The 23845-nt window shown below is 65.0% G+C and carries 13 protein-coding genes; all 13 read right to left on the bottom strand.

What is annotated here, in order from left to right:
* Positions 1-91: 91 nt before the first annotated feature.
* The 13 genes from QFZ41_RS18035 to QFZ41_RS17975 all read right to left on the bottom strand — a co-directional run bounded on the left by QFZ41_RS18035 (position 92) and on the right by QFZ41_RS17975 (position 23843).
* A complete protein-coding gene (locus QFZ41_RS18035) occupies positions 92-1099 on the bottom strand; it encodes a beta-propeller fold lactonase family protein (protein ID WP_429199989.1) in 1008 nt (335 codons plus the stop codon).
* Positions 1100-1190: 91 nt separating this feature from the next.
* Entirely contained in the window at positions 1191-2528 is a 1338-nt protein-coding gene (locus QFZ41_RS18030; RefSeq protein ID WP_429199988.1) for a substrate-binding domain-containing protein, read from the bottom strand.
* Between the two features lie 210 nt (positions 2529-2738).
* Complete coding sequence (locus QFZ41_RS18025) at positions 2739-3695, bottom strand: filamentous hemagglutinin family protein (protein ID WP_429199987.1); 957 nt, start codon at positions 3693-3695, stop codon at positions 2739-2741.
* The gene (locus QFZ41_RS18020; protein ID WP_429199986.1) at positions 3580-14799 is read right to left on the bottom strand and encodes a filamentous hemagglutinin N-terminal domain-containing protein; all 11220 of its coding nucleotides are present in this window, start codon (positions 14797-14799) and stop codon (positions 3580-3582) included. The genes QFZ41_RS18025 and QFZ41_RS18020 overlap by 116 nt, the downstream gene beginning before the upstream one ends.
* Entirely contained in the window at positions 14796-15164 is a 369-nt protein-coding gene (locus QFZ41_RS18015; RefSeq protein WP_429199985.1) for a hypothetical protein, read from the bottom strand. The genes QFZ41_RS18020 and QFZ41_RS18015 overlap by 4 nt, the downstream gene beginning before the upstream one ends.
* A gap of 129 nt (positions 15165-15293) precedes the next feature.
* Positions 15294-15917, bottom strand: coding sequence for a hypothetical protein (locus QFZ41_RS18010; RefSeq protein WP_429199984.1), 624 nt, complete (start codon positions 15915-15917; stop codon positions 15294-15296).
* A 9-nt stretch (positions 15918-15926) separates the two neighbouring features.
* Positions 15927-17633: a putative porin gene (locus tag QFZ41_RS18005; RefSeq protein ID WP_429199983.1), complete on the bottom strand. Its 1707-nt coding sequence runs from the start codon at positions 17631-17633 to the stop codon at positions 15927-15929.
* A 29-nt stretch (positions 17634-17662) separates the two neighbouring features.
* A complete protein-coding gene (locus QFZ41_RS18000; protein ID WP_429199982.1) occupies positions 17663-18346 on the bottom strand; it encodes a ferric siderophore transporter TonB in 684 nt (227 codons plus the stop codon).
* A gap of 4 nt (positions 18347-18350) precedes the next feature.
* The gene (locus QFZ41_RS17995; protein ID WP_371022915.1) at positions 18351-18758 is read right to left on the bottom strand and encodes an ExbD/TolR family protein; all 408 of its coding nucleotides are present in this window, start codon (positions 18756-18758) and stop codon (positions 18351-18353) included.
* A 10-nt stretch (positions 18759-18768) separates the two neighbouring features.
* Positions 18769-20544: a DUF2341 domain-containing protein gene (locus QFZ41_RS17990; RefSeq protein WP_429199981.1), complete on the bottom strand. Its 1776-nt coding sequence runs from the start codon at positions 20542-20544 to the stop codon at positions 18769-18771.
* A 37-nt stretch (positions 20545-20581) separates the two neighbouring features.
* Positions 20582-22192 (bottom strand): ShlB/FhaC/HecB family hemolysin secretion/activation protein, encoded by a 1611-nt coding sequence (locus tag QFZ41_RS17985; protein ID WP_429199980.1) that lies wholly within the window; start codon positions 22190-22192, stop codon positions 20582-20584.
* Positions 22193-22332: 140 nt separating this feature from the next.
* Positions 22333-23301 (bottom strand): FecR family protein, encoded by a 969-nt coding sequence (locus tag QFZ41_RS17980; protein WP_429200291.1) that lies wholly within the window; start codon positions 23299-23301, stop codon positions 22333-22335.
* Between the two features lie 5 nt (positions 23302-23306).
* Complete coding sequence (locus tag QFZ41_RS17975) at positions 23307-23843, bottom strand: RNA polymerase sigma factor (RefSeq protein ID WP_429199979.1); 537 nt, start codon at positions 23841-23843, stop codon at positions 23307-23309.
* Between the last annotated feature and the right edge of the window lie 2 nt (positions 23844-23845).

The following is a 23845-nucleotide window of genomic DNA, read 5'->3' as shown; positions in this document are numbered from 1 at the left end:
GGCCCCTCCTTAGTGCCGTCGAGCATGCGATCGGAAGGTTTCGGACCGATGACGGCCATCCCTTCCGGGATGGCCGTTTTCCCTTGCTAAATCACCACTGCGGCTGCGTAGCCACCGCGGCGGGAACGCTACCGACATTCACGGTGGCGATCACCTTGTTGGTATACGGATTGATGACGGAAACGGTATTCGATCCGGCATTGGCCACATAGACGCGACCGGTGCTGTCGCTGACCGCGATGGACTGCGGTGTATTTTCCACGGATACCGTCGCGATCACGTTCTTGTTGAGCGGATTGATGACGGAGACGGTGTTGTCGACCGAATTGGAGACATACACCGGCAGTCCGATAGGGCTCGTGGCGACGGCCTCGGCACCGTTTCCGGCCGTCAGCGTGGCGGTCACCTTATTGGTGAACGCATCGATCACGGAGACGTTGTTCGAACCGGCATTGGCCACATACACACGGGCGCCCAAGGGGCCGATACCCAAGCCGGACGGCGTATTGCCGACCGGCACCGTCGCGATCACCTCGTTGGTACGCGAATTGATCACCGACACGGTGTTGTCGCCGGTATTGCCCGTATATACGCGAGCGCCATTGGGGCTGACCGCGATGCTGAAAGGAGCGCTACCGACGGGAACCGTGGCGACGACGGCGTTGGTCGCCGTATCGATCACGGACACGGTGTTCTCGTTGGCGTTGGCGACGTAGACATCGGAACCGTCCGGGCTGACGGCCACGGCCACGGGCGTGTTCTGCACCGGCACCATGGCGGTCACGGCGTTCGTGGCCGCGTCGATCACCGACACGGTGTTGTCGAGGGCATTGGCCACATACACGCCGGAGCCATTGGGGCTAACGGCGATACCCAGCGGGTTGGCACCCACCGGCACCGTGGCGGTCACGGTATTGGTCACCGTGTCGATCACGGAAACGGTATTGTCGATTTCGTTCGCCACGTAGGCGTTCTTGTTATGCGCCGCCGCAGGCAAGGCCATTCCCGCCATCAGCAAGGGAATGGCGCAGCGAGCCGCGGGTGCGAGCCAGCGCTTCGTCGCCTGGCGGTTCTTGATCGTCGATCGTCCGGTCGTCATGGGATACCTCGGTAGTGAATTTATGGGCGCCATAAGGAAGGGGTCCGAAGACCCCTTCCCCGTTTCATCCTTGAAAAACCGCCAGTGCTGATCAGATGTTGACGCAGGAATCGACCTTGGCCTGGGTCAACGCGGTCGACGACAGGAACGAGTAGCCCGTGTTCGCGCCGATGGTGGTCACGCCGTCCGTGGTGTGGTCGGCATACGCCGAACCGATGAGGCCGCGCACGGCGCCGACATCGGCCGAGGTGTTGCCCTTGTTGTTGGCGATCAGGTACGACACGGCCATGATCGGGTAGCGCGAGGTGATGTTGGCGTAGCCGGCCGGGTCGACCAGGAGCATGCAACCGGTCTGGCCGAACGGGGTAAGCGCAGCCGTCACCGGGCGGCCGGTGGTGGCGTTCACGCCGCTGAGGACGCGATCCGAGCTGACCAGGACGGCCAGCGAAGCCGGGAAGTCGGCATATGGGTCCTTGCCGCCGACCGTGGCGTACTTGACGTGCGGCACGGTGGAAGCGGCCGCCTTGAGGTTGGCCGATTCGGCGTAGCCGATCGTGCCATCGGCACTCTCGACAGCAGCGACGACGGCCGGGTTGCCGCTGGCGCCCACCCAACCCGACGGGATGGTCGGCTTGTACTGGCTGATCGCCGTGGCGAACGACTGGTCGACGATGAAGTGCTGCGAAGCCGTGCCGGCGCAGGCGGCGGCCATGTGGTTGGCCAGCGAGAAGCTGGTGCCGCTGCCGTCGGAACGGAACGCGACCTTGATCGTCGTCGTGTCGCTCGCATTGCCCGTCAGCGCCGACCACTGCGTGATCGAACCGTTGAACACGCCGCAGACCTGCGCGGAAGTGAGGTTCAGCGGGGTCGACAGGCTGTCCTTGCGATAGATCACCGCGATCGAACCAGCCACCGCCGGGAACTGCACCGGCTCGCCATACTGCGTCTTCTTGCCACCCGTGACGTCGAACCAGTTGTATTCCGTGGCGGACATCGGAGCATCGCTGCCCGCGAAGTGCGGATTCACCAGGATGCTGGAAGGCGCGCCGAAACCGATGGTCGTTCCGTCGCACGCACCGATGGCCGTGAGGTGGTTCGTGCCGTCGGAGTTGTCGAAGATCTTCTTGCCGTTACCGCTACCGGTCTGGCAGTACGACACCTTGTTGCCAGTACGCACGGCCCAGGCACCGAACAGCGAGGTGCTGCTGACAGCGGCGGCGCCCGAGGTCGGGAACGCGGTATTGGCCGACTGCTTGACAGCGGGATTGAGGAAATTGAAGCCGACGTAACCACCGGCCGGCAATGTCGCGCCGCCGCCGAAGGTGTCCGTGCTCATCGCCGTGCCAGCGGCCGAAAGGCCGAGGACCAGCATGACGGCGCCCGTAACAAGCTTGGTGCGGGTGTTCCCCTTAGCATTACGCTTGAACATGGTATTACCCCTAGTCGATGAACCTCCATGTGGAGGCATATCGATTATTGGGTGGGGAGTTGTCCCTGTAATGACGTGGCGATGTCGCGATACATGCCAACACGATGACAGCGTTAACACCTGCTTCAACGTTTGGATAATGACAAGTGAGATGACAATGACAGCGATGAAGTCGCGTGGGTGACAACGGTCTCCCCACGCGCACGTTCGTTATCGCAAGCGGCTGCGTTCGCTGTCGGTGAGGCCATCTCCAGCACCTTTACGCACGACCTGTACGGGACTGTCGGGATCGTAGCCATTACCGCCGACAGGCGACATGCTGGCACCGCTATTCGCACCGATCACCTGCACGGAAATGATCGAGGGGAGGCGGTCGCGCGAGTCGGCCTGTTGCTGGCGCGCCACGTCCTCGGCGGCCTTCGTCGCCGCACTGGCCGCCGCACTGGCCGCGTTCAGCGCGCCGACGTTGACACTCTGCACGACGGGAAGGCCGACCGAATCGCCTTTCACCTGCACGTTATCGGCGTTGGCCACGTGTGCCGCGGCGATCACGAGATTGCCCGATACGCGGATACCGGCGTCACCGGCATCCACCGTGCCGCGCGGCGCCATGAGATAGACCGAACCTTCGGGCGCGTCCGGGACGGTCTGCAACGTCGCGATACCGGCACCGGCCACCTGACCGGAAGGATCCTGCAGGCACCATGCATCCACCGTGCAGAGGTAACGGACTGGAGGAATCTCGCTATTGGTCTTGGCGCCCTTGCCCGCGTTGATGTCGCCGTTCGAACTCCACATCACCACGTCGCCACCCTGCTCGGTGAAGATGCGGCTCTGCGCGAGAAGCGTGCTGCGATCGGTGAAGATCGAGATGTCGCCTTGCTGCAGGGTCAGGATGCCCTGCGTATTCGGGCCGGCCAGTACCTTGCCATTCGGATCCACCACGACCGGCGGCGCCGATGCGCTTCCGAGCAGAGCCTGCCCACCCGGGGCCACGATCGAGATGTCTCCACCGCGTTGTGTCTGGATCGTGCTTCCGCGGATGTCCAGGTCACCGGTGGATATCGTGTTCGACGCACCGTTCGTTCCACCTTCCGTGCCATTGGCCGTATAGCCCAACGAGGCCGGGAAAAGCGTGTTGAGCGCATCGTAGCCACGCGAATACATGCCGGCGAACGAGCTGCCCTCGTCGCCATAGTCCTTGCCGACCTGCGTAAGGATACGGAAGAGTGTCTGCTGGACGAAGATGGCCTTCGCCTCGTCCGGCAATTGCTGGAATCGCTGCCATGCCTGGTCGACGGTGTAGCCACCGGAGGTCCGAAGACCTGCGTCGTAGTTTTCCACGAAGGAAACCAGGGACTTGGAGCCGTCGTCCAGACCCAGGGGTTTCAAGGCCGACGGATCGATGTAGCGGGCGATGAAACCCGCTTGATCCATGCCGTTGGCCACGCCATATGAAGCAACGATCGATGATCCCGCGCCTGGGAGGTTGCCGTTGAAAACGCTTCCGGCGGTGTCGATGCCAGTCGTTATGGCGTTCGATGACGGCACCGGGATCTTCTTGTACTGATTCTGCACAAAGGTCGGCAAACCGTAATACTCGGTTTGCGATGCGAGCCGGCCAAGATCGCGTCCAGCTTCCACGTACAAGTAACCCGGTCCCGCCTGGACAAGCGCAGGCACGACCGGCCGCAGATGAATAGTTGGTGCCGGGTGCGGCCGTGAGCGGGCTATCGTAAATATCGCGGCCGGCCTCGATCGTCGAAATATCGGATTCCCTGAGTTGTTGGCCGAGATAGGCCAGATCGACGATGTCACGTCCCGCCTGGATACGCGATGTCTTCGAGGTTGAGAAGAGGACGCCGCCAAGACCGCCGCCGACGCCATTGACGATGTCGCCCTCCAATGCATACATCCGAACCGGCTGCGTGTCGTCGGCGTGCCAGGGTTGCGCGGCATGGATGTAGCTCTGGGTTTCCGGCGATCCCAACAACTCGACGCCAAGATATCCATTCGCCCGCGCCTGCGCTGCCGTCGATGTGCTTGCGTCCACCAGCGGCGCCAGGTTCAGCGGCGATGCCATGGACGACAGAGGGGCGTCGATGAGGCCCCAGGAGTAACGCCATCCGAGTCCCGTAGCGGGAAGGTCCACACGTATCGAATCTTTTGCGAGGAGACCGAGATTGCCATCCGTGGAAGGGAAAAGCTCACCGGATGCCTTGAGGTCGAGGCTACCATTCGCTGCAATCAGATTTACCGTCGCGGGCAGGATGTCGCCAGCCGTATCTGTTGTCGAGCTGTTGAGGCTACTTATGCCGGCCGCCATCAACTGCAAGGGTGCCGTGAGATCGCCATAGGTGAGGTCGCCGCCATAGGCACTGACGTCGATCCTGGACGAACCCGAATACGACTGGCCGTCCGCATGGTGCGCCGGCGCCAGTTCGTTCACCGCAGATGAGTCGAGCCAGGAGGGATTGAATATCCCACCCAGGCTGACCGAGCCGCCTGCTTGCACGTCCAATTGACTGTCCTGCAAGGCGATGAGCGTCGATACGGGCATCGTGCTGCGGCTGCCATCCGGAGCTGTGTAGTTCACTGAAAAGTCCGCACCAATGCGGCCGTCCGCCTGGATACTGCCCTGCCCCCTGGCGACGAAATAACTGCCGCTGAGGATGTCGCCGCCCGCGCGCACGGCAAGGTCGCCGCCACCGTAGGTCTGCAACGAGCGGCTGCCGTCACCGGCTGTTGCGATCGTCCAGGTGGTGGGCAAGGACACCGAGAGTTGGCGGATATCTCCACCCGCGGATACGTCGACGTCACCGCCCGCACTCATGACTCCCTGGCCGAAAGCACCGAAATTAATCGAAGATCGTGTCTCGGAGTTCGTCGTCTGCATCCACGGCCACCAATACTGCGCGGTGGACGCACCCACGGTTCCTGTTAGCGATCCGTCGACGTCGACCGTATCTTGTAAACCGACGATGTCACCGCCCGCGTGCAGACCGATACGACCCGCGTTGACTGGGTTGACCGCGCCGGAAAGCACGAGCTCGGGTGTCGCGGAATCGATGAGGTTGCCATGGAGTGAAGGCCGGAGAAGGGACGCCCCGGTATCAGTCTGAGTGCCGTCGGCAGCCTCGCCCGCCGTGTAAACGGCGGCTGGGGCCTTCGCATCGTCCCACCGCACATCGCCCGCCGCGACGATATCGATATCGCCTGTACCTGTGCGTACCAGCGTGGGTGCGGCGAGTACCCGGCCGGTGATCGGATCGTGGTACTCGGTGTGGCCGCCGAGATGCAGGTTCGCGACGGCACCCGCCATCGTTGCCAGCGGATCCGACGAACCGAAGTCGGCGCCCGCGACGAAGCGATACGAGCTGCTCGATCCACCGGTAAGACTCGCACTGAGCAAGGGCAGTGGGTTGGTGCCTACGGCATGAGGCGAAGGGCTGTTGTCTACCGGTGCGCTCGTATTGATCGGATCCAGCGTCGTCGGCGGCGCAACCAGTCCCTGGAAATTCTCGGGTACGCCAAGTGAACCGAGATAGTCCGAAGCGGCGATCGCTTGCGGCAGATACGCCTCATACGCTGCGAGATAGCCCACGTAGCTGTTCATGTTGCTCGGAGGCGCCGGTGGCGCAGGCGGATTTGCTACTGGCACGAGAATGCCGGCACCAAGACCTGTAAAAATAACGTCTGCGGGATGATAGGGATCGAAACCCGGTATATCGGAGGCCAGGTATTTCGCATAGTTCACGTACTGCCCGTAGTACTCGTCGATAGCAACGGGATCGCCTGAGGTAAGTTCTACGGGCGGGGTGGCCAGAGGGGTTCCATCGAATATGTTGGGTGTCGATTCAATGCCATTGCCCAGGCCGAGCACCAGGCTCCACGCCGCACTTGCCGCCGCCCAGTCCGCCTTGTCCGGTGTGGCGCCGACACCGCCACCCGCATTGCCGTCCTGGAAGAACCCATCGGTAACGCTGGCGTAAAGGTTCACGTCCCCCGCCGCACGCAGGCTCAGGACCGGCGCCTGCCCTTGATAACGATAGAGGAGATCGAGGTTGCCGTTGCTATCGCGCTTGCCCGCGCCCAGATTCCACGGCGTGAGCACGTCGATGGTTCCTGCACTTCCGTTGTCGTCACCAGCGCGCAATTCGATGCCTGGCCTGACATGCAATCCGGGCGCAGCGGAGAGACGCGGTTCGAAGGTAAAGCCAGGAGACTGGACGAACCCCATGAGGGTACCCGCGCCCTGCGCTTCGTCACCGCCGGCGTAGCCGTAGAAGGTGGCGTGATCCGTATCGATGGCGGCGGGCGTGAAGGTATAACGCGAGAGGAAATCCATGACCTGTGTGAAGTCGGACGGATCGGGACCCGCTACCGCGCCGCCATTACTATCCGTGAAGACGCCGTCCACCAGTACCGCCTTTCCGGTAGCCGGATCGAGGCGGAACCAGCCCGATGGGTCGACCAGGCCATCGAAGTGCTTCGTGGGATCGACTACCGCATCGTGCTCATCCCAGGTGGCATAGACCTCCAGCATCGTATCGCGGGTGTGGGCGAAACTTGCACCTGCTGCGATATCTACTGGCGTGTCGCCGTTGGACAGGAGAGGTGCTCGCAGATAGAGACGGCCGTTCGCCGTATCGCCACCTTGCTCGATACGCGCACCGGCACCGATTCGGATATGGCCGGCATTGGCCACGTCGACGTTTTGATAACCATATTGGCCATTCAGCGTTCCGTTGCCGGTACCGGATGTACCGATCTGAATATCGCCACCATGGCGCCCTTGCGCCGAGGCATGCGTGTCGAGGACACCGTCGATATCCACGCCACGTGCGCCGAAGAGATCGATGGATCCGCCAAACGTACCCGATGCATCGATGGTTCCACCGATACCGATGCTGCCCCCGTCGGCCGTAAGGTCGACGAGGTGGGCACGAAGTGTCTGTCCCGCAGCGAGCACGAGATCGCCCTCACGCGTGTGCACCGATACGCCGCCATCCACGCCGCCCGCGGCCATCGCCCCGGCCAACGAGCCCAGATCGAATGCACCGGCGGAATCGATGGACAACGTGGCACCCAGGTAACCGGACGCGGCGCCCCCCTGCAGGCTGCCCGAGAGATCGACCATCCCTGATTCCGCGCGAAGGTCGAGCCTGCCTCCGTTGCCACCCTTGATGCCGCCACGCAGGTCGATGTCCGCACCCGTATCCACCTGGATATCGCCCTGGTCCGAACGGATCGCGAGCGATCCTCCCGGCACGTTCACCGTCGTATCGTTGAAGGGTAACGACAAGCCGGAGAGGTCGACGACCGCTCCATCGTCCATGTGGATATCTCCAACCGTGGCGTGGAGGCTGAGCTTCCCGCCGCGTGCCGCCACACGCGTGCCCACGTCAATTGCCGCCGCTTCGATGTCCAGCCTGCCTGCGGCCGCATCGGCACCGCCGACGTCACCTTGTGAGGATCCCGTCAGCTGGAATGCCCCCTGGCCGATCCAGTGCGCGTCGACGCCGTTGTCCACCGACACCAATGGAGTGACGGCAGCGAAATCAGCCGCACCCAGGTTCAGGGTGCCCGTGCCCGAGGCGAACATGCCACGGCTGGCATGAACGTCGATATCGGCCAATCCACCAAGTGCGAGGTCGCCGTTACCCGTATGAAGATCGCCTGCGTCGATGCGCAGATGGCCACCGCCCGCCCCGACGGTTCCTGGAACCACGCCCGTATCGTTTTCCAGCACAATGCTGTCGGCACCGAGGACGGCCTGTCCACCGTCACTGACGATTTCCGGCGTACTCAGGGCCAAAGCATGCGAAACACTGAGAGCGACATCGCCGACGAGGTCGATGCCCGACCGGCCGCGCAGCACCGTCATCTCGGTACCGGCGAGCTGCGCGAGGATATGCGGGCCGATGAGGAGACGGCCTGCCTGGTCCTGTGTGGACGGATCACGACCCGAAAGCGCGATACGCCCCGCCGTCACGTCGATAGACGGCGCACCCAGGGACGCCTCATCCGCGATCGATGTGAGACCGGTCGAGTCCATGCTGATCGATTGTCCCGATATCAGGGACGCGCCATCGCCTATCGTCAGATTGCCATCCGGCGCACCCGCCGTGCCGTCGAGCCCGGTGACATTGCGCCGGACGATCGGGGCGGCATCCGTTCCGGACACGCGCACCAGGGCACCATCGCCGCTCGTCGCCGTGGAACCGCCCGCCGCCAGGTTGCCGATCAGGAGTGCCGGAGACGGCGCGCCAGTCGATGTATTGGCCCGAAGCGAACTTCCCGCATCGAGCGTCACATCGCCCGTCGCGGCGAGAATGACCTCCGAACCCTGCAATGCATGCGCAGAGTCGTTGGAAAGAAGCACGTCGCTCGCAATGACAGCCACCCGGTCGCCATCGGACTCGCGGCTGCGCTTGCCGCCGATCAGCAGGCTACCCGCCCCCAGCTGGGACAAGTCGTCGGCATCGACGTGCAGATAGCCGTCGCGGGCAACACCTGCGCCACCGACAACCTGGATGGCATCCCCCGCGATGTCCACCTGCGAACCACGGCCGCCCGTCGCGGGTGCCGCATCCAACGTGGCACCGAGGGTCAGCGACGATGTCGCCGCCAGTGTCAGACGACCCGCATCCGCGCCGAGCTGTGGCGCGACATCGCCCGCACGTGCGGCGGCGTCGGCGAAGAAGGTGTCGGCCGACGTCAGTGAGTATTCCGAGTACTGGCCCCAGACCTTCGCGGACTGCACCTCGAAACTGCTCGAACGTGCGTCACGCGCCCCGGTAAGCGTATCGTTGAAATAGCCCGACGCGACCACGGTGCCGTCGGGTGCCGTCGCCGCGCGCCCGATGACGGGATCGGTGACGCCCGTGTTCTGCACGACGCGGAACGCGCCGGGCAAGGTCGCATAGCGGGCAGGAAGCAAGGTGTAGACGCCGTCCGGCAGGCCGGGCACGCCGGAAAGATAGACGCCCTGCCCCACGGCAGGACCCGCGCCCGTTCCATTTTCGAGTGCGAGGTCGCGCGCCGACAAGGGCGCGTGATAACCGGGAACGATGGCATAGACGGCACGGCCGTCGCTATACAGCGGAACCTGGGTGCCCTGCGTGGACTGGCTGAAATCCGTCTGGTACTGCGAAAGCACGTCCCGCGAGCCACCGGTACCCGGCACCCATTCACTGGCCTGCACATGACCGCCGCCCGACAGGTCCACACGCGCTCCGCCGTCGACCGCCACATTGTCGCCAGCGATGGAGATGGACTTCTCCGGCGGCGCGGTGAGCAATCGGGCCGCGAGCGCGTTCGGAACGTCGTAATGCCAGTCCTTGCCATCGACCGTGCTGCCATAGGGTACGACGGCGCCGTCGAGCGATACGGAAGTCACGCTGCCCGGGGCGAGGCGGACCTGCCCGGTCACGCCGAGCGGGACCGACGCGTCGAGCCCGAGCGCGGCGAGCGTCGCCGCGGGATCGTCCGTGCCCAACGCCAGCGATCCGGACGGGACCCACAGCGTTCCCTGCTGTTCGATGGTGTCGGCTCCCACCGCAAGCACGCCGCCTGCGGAAAGCGGCGTCGTGCCGTCGCGCCGGGATGCCTGATGGAATGTAATGGTCGTCTTCGCGGACGAGTTGGTCGCATCGACGAGGAAATGGTAATCGGTGGCGGGATAGACACGCGTACCGGTGAAGTCGATGTCTCCCGTGCTGTAGAGCCAGCCGGGTTCGGTACCCGAGAGTGGATTGATGAAGCGAACGTCGCCACTGGAGTTGAACGACGCGTTCGCTATTCCGGAGAGTGAGATACGCCCGCCGATATCGATGAAGTCCGCATTGACGGTCAGCTGTCCATCGCCGGTGGCCGCGCTCGGCCTGTCGACGGTCTCCGCACCGAGAAGCGACACGTACGGCGCCGAGAGGATCACGTCGCCGCCGTCGCCGATGGCCGTGGCGGCGGAAGGTACAGCCCGGACATCCGCCCCGGCGCTCGTCAACGCGCTTGCCTGCACCTGGATGCTACGAGCTGTCTGAAGGGTGACATCGCCCGCGAAAACCACGCTCGCCGGCTTCACCGTCGCGTCGTGGTCGACGAACGAACGGCCGATCAGCACATCGTCGAGCCCAGCACCTTCGAGCCTGTCGATGGCGAAGCGCAGGTTGCCGCCATCCGGCGCGCCTGGATCCTTCACGGCCAATGGATCGGCGTCGACGGGAGCGAACCAGCCGCTTTGCTGGATGAACAGAGGCACGTTCTGCCCCGGCGCGAACTCCGCAGGGTAGCGCGCCGCGACGCTGAATCGGCCACCTCGGGCCGCGTCCGCACCGCCGTGTCCGTCGATCGAAGCGTCGAAGAAGAGACCTCGCGCCGCTTCAAGGTTGAACGATCCACCGTCGCTCCACATCGGCGTCGTCTGGTACACCGTCGACACCACGCCATTGCGCCGTCCATCGGAGGGCAGGTCGAAGTGGTCGCTGGTGCCCGAAAAATCAACGACCGCACCGCGCTCCGCGACAACGTAGGCATCGGACTGCATTTCGATGTCGCCGCCGCCAAGCACGATGCCGGTTCGCTGCGCCGCCGGTGTGGCCCCCTGTCCGGGCAAGGCTGGCGCGGTCGGGTCCAGCAACGATAGGCCGCTCGCGTCGATGACGCTATCGGCGCCTAGCCACACGCCGCGCCCTTCCGACAGCACGTGCGCACCGTTGCCCAGGTTGTGCAGCTGAATGTCGCCACCCCTGGCAGCCAGCGTACCGTCGACGACCACCTTGCCGACGCCGCTTAGTGCGATGGTATCGCCGGCACCGACGTCGACTCGTGCGCCCTCTCCGATGATGACGGAGCCGGTGTAGGCCGCGTACTTCCTGTCGCTACCGGCGGCCGGGGCCTGCCACAGCTGGTAGAGGCCGGCCTGAAGCGAAATGCCATCGCCGTCCTGCCGGTGCAGATAGTTGTCGTAAGCACCGACGTCACCGATGCCGACCGCCCCGTCGCCTCCTGATCGCAGCAGGGATGTCCGGCTACCAAGGGCGAGAAGCGCGGGTCGGTCGGCCACCATGAAGGTGGGTCGCACGTCCAAAGAAGTACCTGGCGCGACGACGACATCCGTGTCGGCAACGAGGTTGTAGCCCGAGAAACCCTGTCCACGGAAGAACGCCGGGTCGAGATACAGCGTCCAGGCGCCGTCATCGTCCTGCGGTGCTCCACCCACCTGGATTCGAGGCGCGTGCAAAGTGAGCGTCCCGCCGCCGGAGAATCCGCCGCCAACGAGGGTTCCGTCGAGCGAGATAGTGCCGCCCAACAGATCGGCGGGCGCCCCCGTGATGCCGTACTTGTTCATGCCGTCATCGGTATGCGTCGCCACCGTGACGTCACCGCCCCGTCCGGCAGGCAGGTCACCGTCCATGGCAAGGCGACCGTCGACACCGACATACCCACCGCCCGAGACGTCGATGACGCTGCCGCGTTCCATCGTGATGTCCGGAGTGACATCCGTGGATGGCTCTCCGCCCTTCCAGCCAGACAACGTCACCGAGCCGCCGTCGATGAACGCCCGGCCCTCGATTCCATCGGCAGGGCGACCCGTATCGTTCACCCAGAGTCCGCTCGTGTCCAGCCGCCCGCCACTTCCCACGGTGATGAAGGTGGGAAGGTTATCCGCCTTGATTCCCGCCTGCCCGCGCGACCCCAGGGTGATGCTGCCACCGTGGGTGACGATGGTTCCTTGTATATCGACGCTCGTACCGGCGATATCGATCTCACCACCATCGGCGAGATGCAAGGTGGAACCCTCCTTCAACAGCACCGCGCCCGGCGTACTCAGCTTCAGACGGCGGAAGCCGGCATTGTCGATCATCGCGGTCGAAAGCCGGAGCCAATAAGACGGGTTGTCCGGATCGGTGGGGTCACCGTTTCGTGCAGGAAGCGTACTGTTCTCGTCGAAGTCGGGAACGAGGGTCTGGATCGGCTGCCGCCGGTCTTCGATCAGGTAATTGACCGATACCGGTTGGACGATGTTCACGCTCTCGCTCATTGACGCGAGGTCGCGCGAGCGGATGTCGAGCGTACCCGCCAGCGGTTGGATGCCATTGGCGACCTGCTCACGGCCGGCGTAGGCGTGCGCGCTGATATCGCCATCGATGATGAACTGGTAAGCCTGGTTGTTATCCGCGCTCAGCCCAAAGGAAAGCGTGCCCGCGTCCCCTCCCTTGATGAAGCCGGGGTCCCAGCGCCTCATGTTCGCCAACAACGGGCTGGACACGAAGGACTCGGTCACGCCCCAACGGGCGTGCTCGCTGTCGTAGACACCGGCGAACCCCGCGTACTGCACGTCGGGATCGGCGGCGGCGATGTCGTAGATGAGCCCATTGGCAGCTTGCAGCCGTGGCGTCTGGACATACCCCGGCAGGTAGTTGATGAAGCCGCCTTCCAGCCGAAGCTGTGCCCCCGTGCGAATGACGGCATTGTTCTGGAAGCCGATGGTGCCCGCATTGATCATCAGCTGCTGGATGTCACGCGGTACGTTGCTGACGTAACCGGCCACGTTCAGCACCGGACTTCCCACCCAATCCAGTCCGTCCGGACGCGTGCCGCTGCGCGACGTGTCGACCGCCACGTTCTTCGCCGTGTAGAGGAAGCTGTTCCGAAGCAGCGGCGAGTTGGCGAGTTCGTTCAGGCCGATACGTGGAATGGTCACCAGCAGCGCGGACATCGGCAGGGTGACGTTGGCAAGTCCCGAGACGTCGATGGTCGCACCGTCGTCGATATAGGCGTCGCGCGAGAACGTCACGTGCCCTGCCGGCACTTCCATCAAGGCGCCACTCTGCATGACGGCATCGAGCCCGACATCCACCCGGCTGGTCACGAAGGCCGCGTCCGCCGATGGCGATGACGTCGTGGTTTCTCCGTCTTTCTCAGGAAGGACCGTGGTGACCGAACGACCACCAAAGACGATGGGTTTCGCGGCTCCGGTCACACGGTTGAAGGAAATACTTCCCGGATGGCTGAGACTGGTGGAACTCACCACCACACCCGTCTGCTCCATCGCATCGCCGATCCACTGGATGCTCCCACGCCGAGCCTGGACAAGACCTGTATTGATCACTTCCATATGGGGATCGAACAGCGGCGCGAAAGACGCGCCACTAGCTCCCACGGTAAGCGCCCCCGTCGAGTTCGACGTCGCGACAAGCGCCGGCGCCGCGGCGAGGATCACCTGCCCATCGTCCGCCGTTATCCGGCCCTCCTGCTGGATGCCCGTGGCGGCGAGGATAACGAAGCCGTCTTTCGTCGCACTGACAGACGCGCCCGCCTCGACCGCAATCCCACCACGGTGGTCTTCGTTGTGGCCGTCCACTGCCCCACTCACCAGGAAGCCCGCGATTCCTCCATCGAGACCGAGGATGTTCTCGTTATCCTGCGTAGCGCCAATGCCACTCTTCAAAAAGAACGCATTGCTTTTCTTGATATCGGTGCTGAACAAATCCAACGAACTGGCGATCAACGAATGCGTATCCACCTGCGCGCCGCCGCCGAAGATCATGCCGTTGCGGTTGAGCAGGTAAACCGTACCCTCCGCCTTGATCTGCCCGAGGATCTCGCTCGGCTTCCCCGACGGGTCGTTGACGCGGTTCAGCGCGATCCACTGATTGCTGCCATCCGTCCACGTACCCCCCGTCTGGTCGAAATGCACCATCGTATGGCGGCCGACGTTGAACGTTTCCCAGGTCATGATGGCCTTGGGGGCGTTCTGCTTGATCTGCACCGTGGTCTGGCCGCTCGCGACGGACTGCGTCGGCGCGTTGGCGTTCTGCCACAGCGAGGGGTCCGTGCCGGCGTGGCTGTCGACCTGCAGGCCACCCTTGCCCAGGCCGTCGGGGATGTTCGAGGCCAGCGCCTGGGCGGCGGCCTGGGCGCTCTTCTGCGCGCTCATCTGCGCGGCCACCGCCTGCGCGGCGGCGTCGAGGTTCGCGATCGACTGCTGCACGCGTTGCTGCAACATCACGTTGCCGGGGGTGAAGACATTGCTCCCGTTACCTGCCGCGCCACCGCCCTGCGAAGGCGCGGCCGGCTGTGTGGCACCCGGCTGCTTGGTGGCGAACCACCCGGGGCTGAACACGGGCGGTGTCGCCGCATGCGCGGCGCCACCGAACAAGGCCAAGGCGATGAACTGGCACATCGCCCGCCGGCGCAAGGCCGGGCGTGGCTTGATCGGGTTCGGGTGACGGGTGTCGCTGGGAGTCTTCGTACGAACGATCATGAGAAATCACCGGTCATCGTCGCCACTTCATCATTGAGTTCAGGCAGCGCGGCGAGCTCTTTCAGCTCTTCGTCGCTGAGTTCGCGCAGCACCGACCGGATCGCCAGGCGGCGTCCGTCGTGCAGCCACGCGTTAAGCACGCTGGCGATCGCGCGGATCGTCGGCAGCGCGGTGTCGTCCAGTTGCGGCTTGCGGTGACGCAGGCGGTCTTCCACCGCGTAACGCACCCGCGATCCCAGGAAGGCCGAGGATTCGCGCAGCAGCTTTTCCAGCGCCTCGCGAGAGCAGCGATCCATCAACACGTCCGCCGCCCTGCCCTGTCGGGCCGCATACAGCTGCCGCAGCATTTCAGCCAGCGCGTGCATGCAGCTCATGCCACAGGTCCGCGCATCCACTTCGGCACGGGCACGTGACGGCCGCGGCCGTGGTGCGCGGTACTCGGGCAACGACGAAAGCTCATGATCGGGATACATGGACTGCCTCGCGATGCGGTGTCATTGCGCCGCCGACACCTGGCCGGCACGGGGATCGAAACGCTGCTCGTAAAGCCGGTCACCGAACGACTGCGCCGCGGTCTCCAGCTTCGCCCGTGACTTCGCGGCGAACGGCTGGCGCGAACCGACGATGTCACCCAGGTCGATGTTCTCGTAGGCCGCGATCACTTCCTGGCCCACGCGGTACATCTGTACGTTGCGCGCGGTGCAGGCATCCACCTGACCCTTCGCCGCATCGAGTTCCTTGGCAAGCCGCGCGCGCTCGGCTTCCGCCGTGCGCAGCGCGACCGCGGACGAGTCCATGTCTGCCTTGCCACGTTGCAGGCTGGCCTCCGCAGCCTCGCGACGCTGACGCTCCGCAGCCAGCGCACGGCTGGCTTCCGGCGAAACAGCCGACGATGCCTTCGCCGTGCGCGCCGTCTCGGCTTCCTTCTTCGCGTCGTCGCGTTCCTTCTCCAGCGCGGCCTTCTCCGCGGCCCACTGCGACTGCTGTGCCTGGAGCTCCTGCAATTGCGTGCGCGTCTCGCGCAACTGGTCGCGCATGCGGCTTTCGAGGCTGGCGGTCTGTGCGACCGCCTGCGGAAGCACGGCGAGCAGCGCGATGGCGATGAGGGTGCGTTTCATGTCGCCTCCTTAGAACCGGGCATTCATTTCGAGCTGGAAGACGTCGATCGACAGCGGCGGGCCGAAGACTTCCTTCGCATTGAAGTAGCGCGCGCTCAGCCAGGCGTACGGTGAGATGCCGTAGCTGCCGCCGAGGATGAAGCCCTTGGCATTGGTGCCACCGAGGTGGAAATCCGTATCGGTCAGGCCGTCGAGCGTCGCGTCCGGTTGCAGGTACTTGTAAGCCAGGGCCACGTTCCAGTCGCCGGCCGCATGCGGATTCACATCGCCGAGCGTGGCCCGCACCATCCAGCCGACCGGGCCGCTTTTGTAGGTGTTCTCGCTGAAATCGCCCGCGCCGAAATTGTTGACCAGGCGGTTCAGGCCCACGTCGGAGCGGAAAGCGTCCGCGCGGTGATAGGCCATGTTGCGGATGTAGTCGGCCTCGAGACGCAGCGGCGTATCGGCCACCTTCATGTCCAGTTGAGTGTTCACGTCGGCCACGTGATAGTCGTAGACCAGGCCCACGAACTGCGGCTGCGCGTAGCTGCTGGGCGAGTTCGGGTCCGGCACGATGTCGCGGATCAGGAACAGGGAGTTGCCCTTCTGCATGAAGGCCGAGCGCGTGGCATCGGAGTCGCAGAAGTTCACGCCGAGGTAGATCGAACACGGCGACGACAACTCGCCGCGCATGTGGTCGAAGCGGTAGTAGGCCAGCGCCAGCTTCCACTGCGTATCCTCGTTGAATCGCCACGTGCCGCCCAGCTGCGCACCCGTCATCCACTTGTCGCGGCTCGCGTTCTTGATGCCCTGCTGCGAGGGGAAGTCGTCGGCCTGGTATTCGATCGGGAACATGCCGACGTTGGCGAACGCGCCGATCTCGTCGGTCACCGGGACGTTGAACTTGCCGACGATGCCGTCGAAGTTCAGGTCGTTGGAATAGACCAGGTCGGTGCTCATGAAGGGGTTGGGCATGCGCCCGCCGATCACCTGCGCCCAATCGGTCGGCTTCCATGCCAGCCAGGCCTGGTCGAGCCAGAGGTCCTTCTTGGCCAGGCCGCCACCAAGGGTCTGCGTGGTCGAAACCGGGTTGTTGTCGTTGCCCGTTCCAATGCGGATACCCGCGGTCACGTTATTACCCAGGTCCACGTTCACACCCAGCCGTGCGCGGATGCGCAGCGAGTTGGTGCGGTTCTCCAGGGTGTTGAGCAACGGCGGTGGGTTCGCGCCGTTGAGATCATATGGACCGGTACGGTTCAACTGCACGAAGTCCACGACCGGATAGGCGTTGCCCTTGTCGTAGTAGTGGAACTCATCGCGCACGCGCATGTCGCCTGACCAGCTGATCCGGTCGAGCCACTCCGGCAGCTTGCCCGGCTCCGCCCAATGCTCCGTCCTGGCCTGCGCGACCACTTCCTGGCGCAGTTCGTCCTTGATCTGGTTACGCACCACTTCTGGCACGTAGGTGACGCGCACCTGCCCCGGCGTGGCCGGTGCGGCATTGGCCGTACCCGCCAGCTTCTGTGCCTGGGCGGCGTCCGCGTTCGCCTGTGCGATGAGGCCGTCCGCGTCCGACTGCGTCAGCACGCCACGCTTCACCAGCAGGCGGACGAGGTTGATCGTGGCATTGTCCGAGGGCGCGCTTTGCGCATGCGCCGAGCCTGCGAAGATCGCCAGGCCGATGGCGGCGGCCAAGATGGCGCGCGCGGGGCGATGGCGGGCCTTTCCGATGATCATGCGAACTCTCCGGGTGGTATTGACGGTGCTCATGCGGGACGCTTCCCGCGGATGGCCACGCGCAAGGGGAAATGCAGGGACGAGGGTGGCGCCACGTCGATGCGCGGCATCGCGCGCAAGGCGTCGAGCAACGCCTCGTCCGTTTTCGAGTTGCCGCTGGTGCCGACCAGTTCGGCGCGGGTGAGGTGCCCAACGGCATCGAGCCAGATGTCGGCGCGCACGTCGAAGACGAGGCGGTTGACCCGCTCGTCACGCTGCACCGCCTGCTGGATCGCATAACCCAGGTACTGGTCGTAGCTGCCGGTGCCCGTACCGGTGCCACCACCGGAACCGACCATGCCGCCGCCGTCGCCCGCGCCAATGTTGAAGGCGTCGGCGCCGGCCTGGGCGTCACCATTGATCGTCACGTTCTTCGCGACGTCGTTGCTCGGCTTGGGCGCATCCACCGGCTTCTCCGGCTGGTCCTGCGGCTTGTCGTCGACGGGCTTCATCTCGTCTTCGACCTTCTTCGGTTCCGGCGGCTTTTCCTTCGGCGGCGGGGGCGGCGGGGGCAAGGGCGTGATCGTGGCGATGCGTGGCGCCTCGCGCCGCACGCCGACGCTGCTGGAAGCGAAATGCCAGACCAGCGCGCCGAGCAGCAGGATGGCCACCACGCCGACCGCGGGACCGATCCAGCGGCGGCGTTGGCGACGATTTGATGGGGACGAGGTCACGCGCTCATCCCTTCGGCGACTTGCCGGTGACCAGGCCGACCTGCGGCAGGTCCACGCGACGCAGCAGGTCGAGGATGTCCATCACCTTCTGGTATTGGACCGTGGCATCGCCCTTCACCACCACCGGGAAATCCGGCGTGATCGCCTTCAGCGAACGCAGGCGCTGTTCCAGTTCGTCGATCGTCACCGGGTAGGCGTCGAGGAAGATCTGGCCCGTGTCGGAAATGGTGATGGCCTTGGTCTGCGGCTTGGCCATGCTCACCGCCGCGCTGGCCTTGGGCAGGTTCACCTTGATGCCCTGCACCGACGCGGTGGTCATGATGATGAAGATCACCAGCAGCACGTACGCCAGGTCGAGCATCGGCGTGATGTTGATGTCGTCGTACGGCTTGTCGTCGTCTTGCGCGCGCATGATCCGATCCTCAGGCCGCGACGGCCGACGGTGGGTTGACGCGCTGCTGCTCGGCGAGACGCGTCACGAACTCGTCCACGAACACCTGCATGTTCGCGGTGACGTTCTTGTTGCGGATCAGCAGGTAGTTGTAGCCGAACAGTGCCGGGATCGCGACGAACAGGCCGGCCACCGTCGCGAGCAGCGCCGCGGCGATGCCCGGCGCAATGGCATTGACGTTGACGTCGCCCGCCGCGGCGATCGCCGCGAAGGTGATCATCACGCCGACCACGGTACCGAGCAGGCCGAGGAAGGGGCCGCCGGAGATCGCGATGGTGAGCAGCACCATCGACTTGGACAGGGCCTGGTTCTCGCGGACCAGCACCGAATCCATGGTGGCGCGGATCGCCTCGATGGATTCCGATGCGATGTGGTCCTGACCATCCTCGTCGCGACGGTTCCACACTTCGGCGGCGCCGACCTTGTAGAGACGATAGAGCGAGGCGTCCTGCAGCCGTGACGCGGTGGGATCGCGCGACAGCGCGAGGATGTTACGGCCCTGCTGACGGAATGCGTCGAGGAAGTCCTCGTTCGCGCGGGTCACCTTGTTGACGTACGCCGCACGCTGCCACATCACCACCCAGGAGATCGCCGCCATGACGAGCAGGATGCCGATCACCGCCCAGGCATCCGCGGTCACGGACTTGACGATGATGCCGAAGTAACCGAACCCCACGCCGGACTGCTTCTCGTCGGCGCCGTACGCCAGCAGCCTGGATTCCGCACCCTGGGTCTGCGCATCGACCGCGATGGCGACGGCGGGACGGGCGATCCGCGAGAGGCGCACTTCATCCATCAGGCCGGCGAACGGCACGAAGGACTCGGCCTGGCCGGCGATGTCGCCGCCGAGGGTGGCCTGGCTGGTCATCGCGGGGAGCTTCGTTTCCAGCTTCGCGTAAGGCTTGCCGTCCACGTACAGTTCGACGTCGCTGCCCGTGGCGGTGACGGCGACATGCGCCCATGTGGCGGCCTTGAGCGGTTCACCGGCGGTGCTGGTCGCGTCGTTCACCTGCACGAAGGGCACGCCGTTGTCGAGTCCGACCAGCAGCTTCTGCTCGCCCTGGCGGCGTGCGTAGATCAGCGTGCGGCCCGCGGCCTGCGTGTCGGGCTTGATCCAGGCGCTGAAGGTGAAGCTGCCGCCCTCGGCGACATTCATCGAGACGCTGCCGGGCAAGGTGACGATCTTCGAACCGTCGAAACGCGCGGACTTGCCGATGATGCCGTCGGCGGTGAGGATGTCGTTGCCCACGGCGTTGTTCGCGTAGGCGGTGGCATCCTGCGGCGGCGTACCCGCGGCTTCCTCGAAGTGGTAGACGGCGGCATAGTCCGCGTCGAACACCGCGCCGGCCTTCTCGGCGCCCTGTGCCTTGGGGTTGCCGTAGTACATCCACACCTGCTGCTGACTGTCCGCGCCGAGCTGCGGCACGTCCACCCAGACCAGGGCCACGCCCAGCACCGGGTCGAAGCTCTCGATCTGGTAGTTCAGCGGTGTCTTGTCGTCGGCCGCGACGAAGCGCACATCGGAGCCGGTCTCGGACACGCCGTCGAAGGTGAAGTTGCCCGAGTGCAGGCGCACCAGCAGCGGCGTGCGGCCCGCGGCGGTCGTCACATTGCCGCCCTTGGCGGTCGTATCGAGGGTGATCGCCTTGCGGAAGGCGAAGTCCTGGTTCCACCACGAGGCGTCGGCGTAAGCGGCCGGCACCCAGCCGAGGAGAAGCAAGCAGGTCAGGAACAAGAGTCGAGTCACGGTGATACCCCTGGATGTCTGTGGTCCGACCTGCCGGTCAGAGATCCGCTTTGAGTGAGAAATGGATGCGAGTGTCGTGCGCGCGGGTCGCCTGCCCGTCCTTGAACGGGTAGGCGATCTCGAACGCACCGGTGGCGATGTTGAATATCTGGAAGCGCGTGCCGAGGCCGGCGCTGGAAAGGTCGTAGCTGTTCACGCGCGTACTTCCGGCTGCCGGGTTGGCAGGGTCGACGAGGCTGGGCAGCGCGTTCATCAGCACGAGGTGCGCGGCATCGACGAAGGCGTGGAAACGCCAGTCGTTCACCCATGCACCGATGTGCGCGGCGATCGACGGCGTACGCAATTCGATGGAACCGGTGACGCCGTGGTCGGCGGTCTGCTCGGCTTCGAGGTAGCCGCGCACACTGCTCTGCCCACCGGCAGCGTATTGCTCGCTGGATATCAGCGACGAGTTCGACAGCTGCATGCCGAGACGGCCGGCGAGCGCGAAACCGTTGGCGAAATTCCGCGTGTGGCCGCCGTCGAACTTCATGTAGAAGAAGTTGGCCCGCGCCTTGTAGCGCTGGTTGTCGAACTCCGCCGCATTGCTGCCGCCGGCGCGGAATCCGAGGGTGCCGCCGATCGCGATGGTGCTGATCGATTTTTCACCGATCGACTGGCCCTGGTACGTGACGTTGAGCGGGATGTAGGTGATCGGCGCCTTCGAGGTCTGCCCTGCGAGGCTGATGTTCTGGTCGAAGTGCTTGCGGGTTAGGCCCATCGACAGCGATTGCGAGTACTCGCCGTGCGTCGGCAACGTGCGGATGAGGTTGAAGCCAAACGCGTTACCCTTGCCCAGCACCGTCGTGCCACCGACGGCATTGGCGTTGCTGTTGGACTTGTAGCCCGAGGCCAGCACGCTCCAGTCGCCGCCGAGCGGAATCAGATAGGAGCCGGCCCAGACCTCGGCCGCGTTCCTGTCCTGCGGCGCGACGATATAGGTGAGCGAGGCCGCGTGGCCGTCCTGGAACAGGTTGTCGTCGCGCACGCTGGCCACGGTGCGCAGTTCGGGCGTATTGACGCTGTGGTCGTTGTTCACTTCCAGGCTCGCGTGCCACGGCGAGCTGTCGGTGACCTTGAGGGTCACGTCCATCGTCTGTGGCAGCTTGCCGGGCGTGAGCACGGGGACCACCTGGCTGCCGCCGCGGCGGTTGACGTCGGTGAGCTGCTGCTGGGCCTGGGTGAAGTTCGGTACCTCGCCCTCGCGCAAGGCGGGCACCGCGTCACGGATGTCCTTGGGCGAACGGTAGGTCGCGCCTTCGACGCGTACGCGGCCGATCGCGTTCTCGGTCACCTGGAAGCGGATCACCCCACCCTTCACCTGCTGCGGCGGGAGGTCGACCACCACCGACTGGAAGCCATGCGCCTGATAGGCCTTCTGCAAGGCCTCGCGCGCGGCGCCCACGTCGTTCATCGACTTGCCCGGCCCGAGGAACGGATAGACCGCCGTCTCGATATCCAGTGGCTGCAGCGTCGTGTTGCCATCGACGACGTATTCGTTGACGTCGAACGACGTCGGCGCGTCCTGGGCGCCCGCGTCCATCGCCAGTCCCAGCGAGATGGCCAGCGCGAACGCATTGGCGCGCCAAGGGCTCGCGATACGCATCATGCGTTCACCCGTACTGCTCGTGTAGCCACGCGGACTTTCCCCTGATGTTCCCGTTTGCCCACAAGACGCGTGGGCAGCGGTGGCACTGAACCGCTGTCACGAAAAATTCATGGGCCGGCGATGCCGGCCCGGGAAAGCGCTCAGCTCAGCAACACCCAACCGCCGGGAAGGTGCGTCGCATGCGCGCCGTAGGCGTCCTGGATGAGCGTGGCCACGTCGGCCATCTGGTCGAGCGTGAAGCGTGCATGCACGCGCCGCTCGCCGAGCGCATGGTCGGTGATGACGATGCGCCCGGGACGATAGCGGTTGATGTCCGCGACGACATCGGCCAATGGCTGGTTGTCGTAGATCAGCACGCGCTGGCGCCAGGCCAGCGCGGTATCCGGGTTCACCGCCACGGCGGGAGCGATGCCGCGGTCGTCGAAGGCCACCTGCTGGGCCGGCTTCACTTCGGTCCTGGCCGCACCCAGCGTGAGCACCGCGTGCCCGTCGAGGCACGTCACCGCGGCTTCGCGATCGATGCAGCGTACGGCGAACGACGTGCCCGGTGCGGAGGTCAGGGTCGCGTCGGCCAGTTCGACGATGAAAGGCGACGTGCGCGAGGCGTCGACACGCACCACGGCCTCGCCGCTGCGCAGGCGCATGCCCGTGACGGCTTTGCCGCTGCCGCGTAGCCCGATGTCGGTCGCCGTGTTCATTTCCACCGTGACGCCCTGCACGATCTCGACGCTGCGCTGCTCGCCCACCGCCGTGCGCAGCCGTGAACCATCCGCGACACCGGGCATGAGGTCCGTACCATAGCGGCCGATCAGCACGGCGGCGACCGACGCGCTGACCGCGGTGGCGAGGAACATCCGGCGGCTCATGCGCACGCCATGGCGAGGCGTCGGTGGCTGGCCTCGATCCATACGCTCGGCCCGCTGCGCGATGGCGGGCCCCAGGTCTTCCCACATGCGCCGCGTGCGGGCGAAGGCGGCCGCATGCTGCTCGTTCGCGAGGCACCAGCGCCTGAACGCCTCGCCGTCTTCACGCGTGGCCGTTCCGGAGGTCAGGTGGACGAGCCAGGCCCGGGCCTGGCGCTCGCTTTCATGGATGCTGGTCGTTCCCATATCGCTCAAGACGGATCTCCGGCACCCGGACCGAACCGCTGAACGGATTTGCGTCCCACTTTTGTGGCACAGGTCTCAAGTGCCTTCTTCAATTCCTTGCCGACCATGCGCACCGAGATGCCATGACGGGCCGCGATATCCGCCTGCGGCTGCTCGTCGACCCGTGCCGCGATGAGGATCTCGCGCTGGCGGCGGGTGAGCATGTCCAGCGCCTCGCCGAGGGCGGCGAGATCCTGCCGCGAGGCGAGCACGGTAGGCGGGTCGAGTTGATCGTCCGCGCCATGCACCAGTTCGTCGATTTCCTCGCCTGTCAGCAGGCGGCTCGATGAACGATGGTGATCGGCCGCCATGTGCAGGGCCATGCGGAACAGGTAACCGGTGGGATGCGTCGCACGTTCCACGTTGGGATCGAGCCGCTCCACGCGCAGGTAGGTTTCCTGGAGCACGTCGTCGACCAGGTCGTCGGAGCGCAAGCGGCGGCGCAGCCGGCGGCGGAAGTCCTCGTAGTTGTCGAGGAACAGCCCGAGCAGCGAGGTCTCCATCG

Source organism: Luteibacter sp. W1I16, from assembly GCF_050434905.1.
Lineage (GTDB): Bacteria > Pseudomonadota > Gammaproteobacteria > Xanthomonadales > Rhodanobacteraceae > Luteibacter.
This window is presented reverse-complemented; position numbering and strand designations above follow the sequence as displayed.